This is a genomic window from Bacteroides sp. UBA939, assembly GCF_002293435.1.
In the GTDB taxonomy this organism is placed as follows: domain Bacteria; phylum Bacteroidota; class Bacteroidia; order Bacteroidales; family Bacteroidaceae; genus Bacteroides.
The window spans coordinates 1-8,109 of the sequence record NZ_DBDF01000050.1 but is presented as its reverse complement, the minus strand read 5'-3'; the positions used below and the strand labels follow the sequence as shown (position 1 = coordinate 8,109).

Genomic DNA, 8,109 nt, shown 5'->3' with positions numbered 1-8,109 from the left:
GAAACGTAAAACTGGACACCCTACACAGTAAGTAAAGTCATGCAAGAGAACTTTAATGATGCTTTTGCCGTAGGCATTATAGATAAGGATAAACAAGAAGTACCTTATTTGAAAAATTTCGAATTGGTTGCTTCTAATGATTCTTTATATCTGCATAAACACAATGAAAAGCATCATTACATTATTCAAATCAGCCCTGCAATTGAACGTTTCATATTGAAAGCGGCTGAGGAAAAGGGTATTGACATAACAGCCACATACGGACTCCCAACCGATTTGAAGAAACTTACAAAAAGGACTAAACAGATTGCAGGCAAGAACGAAAACGATTTCAACACTTTCAAACGGCTATTTAGAGAACTTTCCGACGCTCCTGAACTTGAACGTTTGGCTAAATTAATACGGTATCTCGGAGAAAACACGTATAGTATAAACAGGGAGGATGCAAAAAGAATTATAGAGGAATAATATAGTATCTAACAAAGTTTCTCAGCCTGCACCACCACTTCATCTATCATACTCAGTACAGAAAGAGACTTTGTCTTTATCTCTTCATTGAACGGCACACCGTGCAAAGCTTCAAGTATTTTCAGCAAAGCTATAAGTTCGTCAGTGCTCAATCCTTCCACTACCTTCTATTTCTGCAAGCAACTCATTTACCATGAACAGTTTATGCAGACAACCGGTAAAACAGTATTTCAGGAACTCACCCCATTGTATATCGTAGCGCGCGGAAACGGAAAGTTTCAGGTGGTTATCGGCGAAAAACGGGTTACCCTTCGGGACAAAACAGGTTGCCAGCGTAATGTTACCCATTGAGGTAAACTTCACATCCTTTACTTTTGACACAACATCAATTAAGATAAGTAGCTGTTCATAATTAGTTCTGTAATATTGCAATAAATATGCCGGTTTTTCCTTGCTTTCTATTCTCTGTTTTCGTAATTTTAACGCCAAAACAATTAGAAACAAATTCAAAGACAGTATGTCAAAAGCTTAAGAAATTGTTTTGATTTTGTTCAGCATTGTTTTGAGAGTTGTTTTTGAGGATGTTTTTCTGTTTTTTATGAGGAGCATAGCGGGCTATGTGACGAGTAAAAAGAGAAAAACAGACCGAAAACAAACTCAAAAGAAGCTGATAAAAATCTTAAAAAGAAAAATCAAAACAGTTTCTAAGTCTACCATCTTTCATCCGCAGATAACACGGATTACGCGGATTTATTTTAAAACAAATCTGTGTTATCGGCGTCATCTGCGGATGAAAAATATCTTTTTGGCGAACATATACGATATACATCTAATTTAAATACATTTCAAAATGAAAAAAGTAACTTTATTATTTGCAACCGGTATCATGATGATGTCTTGTGTACAGCAACAGAAACTTACCTATCCTGTGACCGCGAAGGTGGACACGGTAGATGTTTATTTCGGAACAGAAGTCCCGGATCCGTATCGTTGGTTGGAGAACGATACATCGGCAGCAACCGCCGCGTGGGTGGAAGCGCAGAACAAGGTAACTAACGAGTACTTGTCTAAGATACCGTTCCGTGCAGCCCTGCTGAAACGAATGACAGACCTGGCTAATTATGAAAAGATTGGTACACCATTTAAGAAACATGGCAAATACTACTTCTACAAGAACGATGGTTTGCAAAACCAAAGCGTGCTGTATGTACAGGATGCACTGGATAGCGAACCACGCGTATTCCTTGATCCTAATAAATTGTCGGACGATGGTACGGTAGCATTGTCCGGTCTTTCTTTCTCCAATAACGGAAAGTACACCGCATATACCATTTCCCGCAGCGGGTCGGACTGGCGCGAAATCTACGTAATGGACACCGAAACCGGAAAGTTGCTGGATGACCATATCCAATGGGCTAAATTCTCGGGCGCCGATTGGCAGGGCGACGGTTTCTACTATAGCGCTTATGATGCTCCGGTAAAAGGTAAAGAGTTCTCGAATGTGAATGAAAACCATAAGATTTATTATCATAAGATGGGAACTCCGCAATCGCAAGATAAGTTGATTTACCAAAATACCGCATACCCGAAACGTTTTTATACAGCAAGTGTGAGCGAGGATGAAACAAGCCTGTTCCTCTATGAAAGCGGAGCCGGACGCGGAAATGCGTTGTATATGAAAGACCTGCGTAAACCGAACGCTCCCTTCGTGGAAATGGCTACCGATATGGATTATGAGTATTACCCGTTGGAAGTAATCGGAGAGAAGATTTATATGTTCACCAATCACGGCGCTCCGAAGTATCGCCTGATGGTGACGGATGTTAAAAGCCCGGCGCTGAAAGATTGGACTGAACTGATTCCCGAAACAGCAAATGTACTGTCCGGCGCACAGGTAATAGGAGAGAAACTATTCCTGACTTATGACAAGGACGTAGCTAAACACGCTTATGTATATGGACTCGACGGTAAGGAAATACAGGAAGTCAAGCTACCTTCGCTCGGCACTGTAAGTTTCAGCGGGAACAAGGACGATAAGGAATGCTTCTTCAGCTTTACTTCGTTTACAATTCCCGGCGCTACTTATAAATATGATATGGATGCCAATACATACGAATTGTTCCGCGCTCCGAAAGTTGACTTTAACTCCGATGACTTTGTGACCGAACAAGTATTCTATCCCAGCAAGGACGGAACGAAGATTCCGATGTTTCTTACCTATAAGAAAGACCTCCAGAAAAACGGCAAGAACCCGGTATACCTGTATGGCTACGGCGGCTTCAACATCAGCCTCAATCCTGGTTTTTCAACATCACGCATTCCGTTCATGGAAAATGGCGGCATCTATGCGCAAGTCAACCTGCGTGGAGGTGGTGAGTACGGCGAAGAGTGGCACATAGCCGGTACGAAGATGCAGAAACAGAATGTATTTGACGATTTCATTGCCGCCGCCGAATACCTTATTAATAATAAGTACACCGATAAAGATAAAATCGCTATCATAGGCGGTTCCAATGGCGGTTTGCTGGTAGGCGCCTGCATGACGCAACGTCCCGACTTGTTCCGTGTAGCTATTCCGCAGGTAGGCGTGATGGATATGCTCCGCTACCACAAGTTCACTATCGGCTGGAACTGGGCGAGCGATTATGGCACGAGCGACGACAGTAAGGAGATGTTCGAGTATCTGAAAGGCTATTCCCCGTTGCACAATTTGAAACCCGGTACCAAGTATCCCTCAACAATGGTTACTACCGCCGACCATGACGACCGTGTGGTTCCCGCCCACTCATTCAAGTTCGCGGCTACCTTGCAGGAGTGTAACGACGGTACAAACCCCACCATTATCCGTATAGACAGTAAAGCGGGACATGGTGCGGGCAAACCTATGGCTAAAGTTCTTGAAGAACAGGCTGACATCTACGGGTTTATCATGTATAACCTGGGAATGGAACCGAAGTTCTGATCTACAGTAGTTAGAGTAGTTAGTAGTTAAAGCCAATACTCCGGAAGACATAAGCAAGACTATTGTCTTTAACTCCTTAACTCCTAACGAAGTGATAACTACTTTAACTCCTATAATAGGAACACTGCAAGCTAACATTTTATCATTATACACTCAAAATATTGCCACTTTTCGTAGGCGATAACAAAAGAGTTGCTATATTTGCAGCGTTGTTAGTTGACATTTTGTTTAGAAAGCCTTAGATTACAAACAAACAACTTTTTAAAACTTAATATTATGAACATCGAACGAATTATGGCCTCTTTAGAGGCAAAGCATCCCGGCGAGTCTGAATATCTTCAAGCCGTAAAGGAAGTACTTCTTTCCATCGAAGATATCTATAACCAACATCCGGAGTTTGAGAAAGCCAAAATTATAGAGCGCTTGGTTGAACCGGATCGTATTTTCACATTCCGTGTTACCTGGGTGGACGACAGAGGTGAAGTGCAAACCAACCTTGGCTACCGTGTGCAGTTCAACAATGCTATTGGCCCGTACAAAGGCGGTATTCGCTTCCATGCATCCGTAAACCTGTCTATTCTGAAGTTCCTGGGATTTGAGCAGACTTTCAAGAATGCATTGACAACACTCCCGATGGGTGGTGGTAAAGGCGGTTCCGATTTCTCCCCCCGCGGTAAGAGCGATGCGGAAGTGATGCGCTTCTGTCAGGCTTTCATGCTGGAATTGTGGCGCCATCTCGGCCCTGATATGGATGTGCCTGCCGGTGATATCGGTGTAGGCGGTCGTGAAGTGGGCTATATGTTCGGTATGTATAAGAAGCTGACGCGTGAGTTTACCGGTACATTTACCGGAAAAGGTTTGGAGTTTGGCGGTTCGCTGATTCGTCCTGAAGCTACCGGTTTCGGCGGATTATACTTCGTGAACCAGATGTTGCAAACCAAAGGCATTGATATGAAGGATAAGACCGTTGCTATTTCCGGTTTCGGAAACGTAGCTTGGGGCGCTGCCATCAAAGCTACCGAACTTGGGGCGAAAGTAGTTACTATCTCCGGCCCTGACGGATACATCTACGACCCGGCAGGTCTTGATAACGAAAAGATAGAATATATGCTGGAACTCCGTGCATCGGGCAATGATATTGTAGCTCCGTATGCCGACGAATTCCCGGGTTCTACATTTGTAGCCGGCAAGCGTCCGTGGGAAGTGAAAGCAGATATAGCGCTGCCTTGCGCTACACAGAACGAACTGAACGGTGACGATGCCCGTCAGTTGATTGAGAATAATGTGATGTGTGTAGGTGAAATTTCCAATATGGGATGTACGCCTGAGGCTATCGACCTGTTCATTGAGCATAAGGTAATGTATGCGCCGGGCAAGGCAGTCAATGCCGGTGGTGTAGCCACTTCCGGACTGGAAATGTCGCAAAACGCCATGCACCTCAGTTGGAGCGCCGCGGAAGTGGACGAAAAACTTCATGCTATCATGCACGGCATTCATGCCCAGTGCGTAAAATATGGTACAGAACCTGACGGTTACATCAATTACGTGAAGGGTGCTAACATTGCAGGCTTCATGAAAGTGGCTCACGCTATGATGGGTCAGGGGATTATTTAATTCCGAATAAGAAGCTGTTTTGAATTTATTCCTAATTAATTTTATCAGTCTCTTTTAAGTTTGTTTTCGGTCTCTTTTCCTGTTTTCACTCGTCACATAGCCCGCTATGTTCCTCTTAAAAACAGAAAAATATCCTCAAAAACAACTCTTAAAAGAAAACTGAACAAATTAAAAACAGCTTCTAAAGAAAATCATTCTAAAACTTTGTTTAGTTGTATTTGTATTTGTGGTTTTACTGCCCTTGCCTGTGAAGGTATAGGGCAGTACTTTTTTATAATGGGTATATACGCCAGGTACAAAACACATATAAAAGGTTTAAAATCTATCAATTTAGGTAGATATAATATCATTTTTTTGCCTTCTGATATATTTTGGAGTATTTATGTCAGTATTTAAACCTCGGTATGGCGAATAATAACTAATCTTGTGCCGAAAACCAAGTTAACAAGATTATGAGAAATAGATTACTCGCGCTGCTTTTACTTCTTAACGGAGCTTCAATCTACGGTCAGAACGAAGCAACCTACAGCCAAATCCGCCTGACTGAAGATTCCGAACTGGAGAAGCAAGTCCATGAAACAGGATTGATTCACGCCCCCCTACCCTTAAACATCGCCCGTTCTTTTGAAGCAAACGCCATGAAGAAGGAAGTACTTTCAAGCCGCCCGCTCACAGGGTCAGGTAGTTTGCAAGGAAAGTCCGGCAGCCTGCAAGGATGGAACCATTCGGGAGCAGGAAGCGTCTCTTTCTCCAAAGAGAAGTCCGTTTCGGGCAACGGTAGCATCCGCCTCTCCTTCCCTACGTATACAGGCAAAAGAGCAACAGGCTCCCCCTCCGACCCCGACTACGCAACCTACGGAAACAGCCGCATCACATATCGCATCGACAAGGAGAACTGGGAATCGTATAACAGAATCACGTTCTCCATCTATCCCGATTGCGACGGCATGCGTGTGGTCAATATGAATCTGACATTCACGAACGACGGCTCTACGCCCAAAGAAGGATACAACCCTCCCAGCGGCTCGCATCTCATCAATCTTGTAAATAAGACGTGGAACCATTGTTTCCTTGAAATAGACGAATATCAACGGGACAAGGTGATAGCCATCAGCTTTGATACGGCACTGAAAGGGAAAGACCGCACAACCGGCGACTCTGCCATATATTATATAGATAACATTCAATTGCAGCAAATCAAGAATCCGGAGAAGGTTAGCGGATGGATTCCTGCTGAACACGTCATTGCCTATTCTACCACGGGCTATACAACGGACGGTAACAAAACAGCCATTGTCGGTTCCGGATTGTGCGACCGGTGGCAGCAATTCCGGCTTCTCAATCCCGTAAGCAAGCAAGTAGTTTACGAAGGAAAACTCAAGAAGGAACACACCACTATCGGTTCGTTCGGCATTATCGACTTCAGTCATTTCAACCAACCGGGAGAGTACCAACTTCAGGTAGGCGAACAAACAACACCCCCGTTCCGCATCAGTCAAAAGCTATGGGACAGTTCCCTCTGGCGGGTGCTGAACTTCCTTCTCTGCCAACGTTGCGGACATCCCGTAGCGGGCAAGCACGCTGCATGCCATGCAGATTTATTCTCCAACCACGACGGCAAAAGCATCTCCTATTCGGGCGGATGGCACGATGCGGGCGACCTGTCGCAACAGACACTACAAACGGGCGATGTAACCTTTGCTCTGCTGGAAGCATACAATCGCCTCAAAGAGCAGAACCCGGCACTGGCGGCACGCCTGCTGGAAGAAGCGGAATGGGGAGTTGAATTCATCTTGAAGAATCGCTACGGAGATGGGTATAGAGCCAGCAGCATGGGACTGCTCATCTGGCAGGACGGCGTAATCAATACGTTGGACGACATACACTCGGTACGCGTTCAGAACATGGCATTCGACAATTTCCTCTACGCCGGATACGAAGCGTACGCCGCAATGACCATAGACCGGGATCCCATGCAACAGGAATATCTGCGGAAAGTTGCCGAAGAAGACTTCGCGTTCGCTATGGACAAATTCAATAAAGATGGCTTTGAACCATTCAGGCAGATGTATGAGCACAGTTACAATACCTCCCGGAGCCAATATATGGCAACCATATCCTGGTCTGCCGGCATGCTCTACAAGTTAACGGGCAAAACCCATTATGCAGAAACGGCAACAGAAGCCATCCGCTATGTGCTCGATTGCCAGCGAACGGAACCATTGAAAGACAAGGACGGAACTCGCGGCTTCTTCTACCGGGATAAATCGCGAAAGTCTATCGTGCATTACATCCATCAGTCGCGCGAACAGATTTACATGCAAGCCATGACTCTGCTATGCGAAACACAAAAGGAGCATCCCGATTACCGGAAATGGGAAAACTCCATCAAGCTGTACGGCAACTACCTGAAAGGACTGATGAAATATACCCATCCCTACGGAATGATTCCGAGCGGGGTATATCACACGGAAGAGTACAAAGACTCCGCAAGTTTCTACTCACTTCATCTCTTCCCGCCAACCAACGCGAAAGAGTTGTATGCCGAGCAAGTACAACGGGGAGTCAAACTCGACAAAGAACATTATCTGAAACGCTTCCCCGTTTGGTTCAGTATCTTCAACGGCAACAGCGCCATCCATCTGTCCACCGGTAAATCAGCCGCCATCTGCGGAAAGTTCCTTAAGGACGAAGAACTGATCGCCATCGGCAAGGAACAACTCTATTGGACTGTCGGGAAGAACCCCTTCGGACAATCCTTAATATATGGAGAAGGATACAACTATCCGCAAATGAATACGTTCTCTTCCGGAGAAATGACAGGTGAGATGCCCGTCGGCATCCGTACTCTGGGAAATGACGACATCCCCTATTGGCCGCAGACTAATAATGCCTGCTACAAGGAAGTATGGGTAACGTCAGCCGGGAAATGGTTGTCGCTTATCGCCGAATATTAAGAAGCTGTTTTGATTTTATTCCTAATTAATTTTATCAGTCTCTTTTAAGTTTGTTTTCGGTCTCTTTTCCTGTTTTCACTCGTCACATAGCCCGCTATGTTCCTCTTA

The 8,109-nt window shown here is 44.9% G+C and carries 6 protein-coding genes; 4 read left to right on the top strand and 2 right to left on the bottom strand.

The window, feature by feature from the left end:
- The first annotated feature begins 39 nt into the window (after nt 1-39).
- Nucleotides 40-468 carry a hypothetical protein gene (locus tag B2Z67_RS03535; RefSeq protein WP_291528440.1) on the top strand — a complete coding sequence of 143 codons (429 nt, stop codon included), beginning with the start codon at nt 40-42 and terminating at the stop codon, nt 466-468.
- A gap of 8 nt (nt 469-476) precedes the next feature.
- On the opposite strand, the gene B2Z67_RS03530 is transcribed toward B2Z67_RS03535, so the two are convergent.
- Both B2Z67_RS03530 and B2Z67_RS03525 read right to left on the bottom strand, forming a co-directional pair.
- Nucleotides 477-629, bottom strand: coding sequence for a hypothetical protein (locus tag B2Z67_RS03530; RefSeq protein WP_291528439.1), 153 nt, complete (start codon nt 627-629; stop codon nt 477-479).
- Entirely contained in the window at nt 610-849 is a 240-nt protein-coding gene (locus B2Z67_RS03525) for a hypothetical protein (protein WP_291528438.1), read from the bottom strand. The genes B2Z67_RS03530 and B2Z67_RS03525 overlap by 20 nt, the downstream gene beginning before the upstream one ends.
- Before the next feature lie 469 nt (nt 850-1,318).
- Between B2Z67_RS03525 and B2Z67_RS03520 the strand changes: the two genes are divergently transcribed.
- From B2Z67_RS03520 to B2Z67_RS03510, 3 genes are all read left to right on the top strand, one after another.
- Nucleotides 1,319-3,430 (top strand): prolyl oligopeptidase family serine peptidase, encoded by a 2,112-nt coding sequence (locus B2Z67_RS03520; protein WP_291528437.1) that lies wholly within the window; start codon nt 1,319-1,321, stop codon nt 3,428-3,430.
- 276 nt (nt 3,431-3,706) lie between these two features.
- Nucleotides 3,707-5,044: an NADP-specific glutamate dehydrogenase gene (gene gdhA / locus B2Z67_RS03515; RefSeq protein ID WP_291528436.1), complete on the top strand. Its 1,338-nt coding sequence runs from the start codon at nt 3,707-3,709 to the stop codon at nt 5,042-5,044.
- A 452-nt stretch (nt 5,045-5,496) separates the two neighbouring features.
- Nucleotides 5,497-8,001: a glycoside hydrolase family 9 protein gene (locus B2Z67_RS03510; protein WP_291528435.1), complete on the top strand. Its 2,505-nt coding sequence runs from the start codon at nt 5,497-5,499 to the stop codon at nt 7,999-8,001.
- The last annotated feature ends 108 nt before the right edge of the window (nt 8,002-8,109 follow it).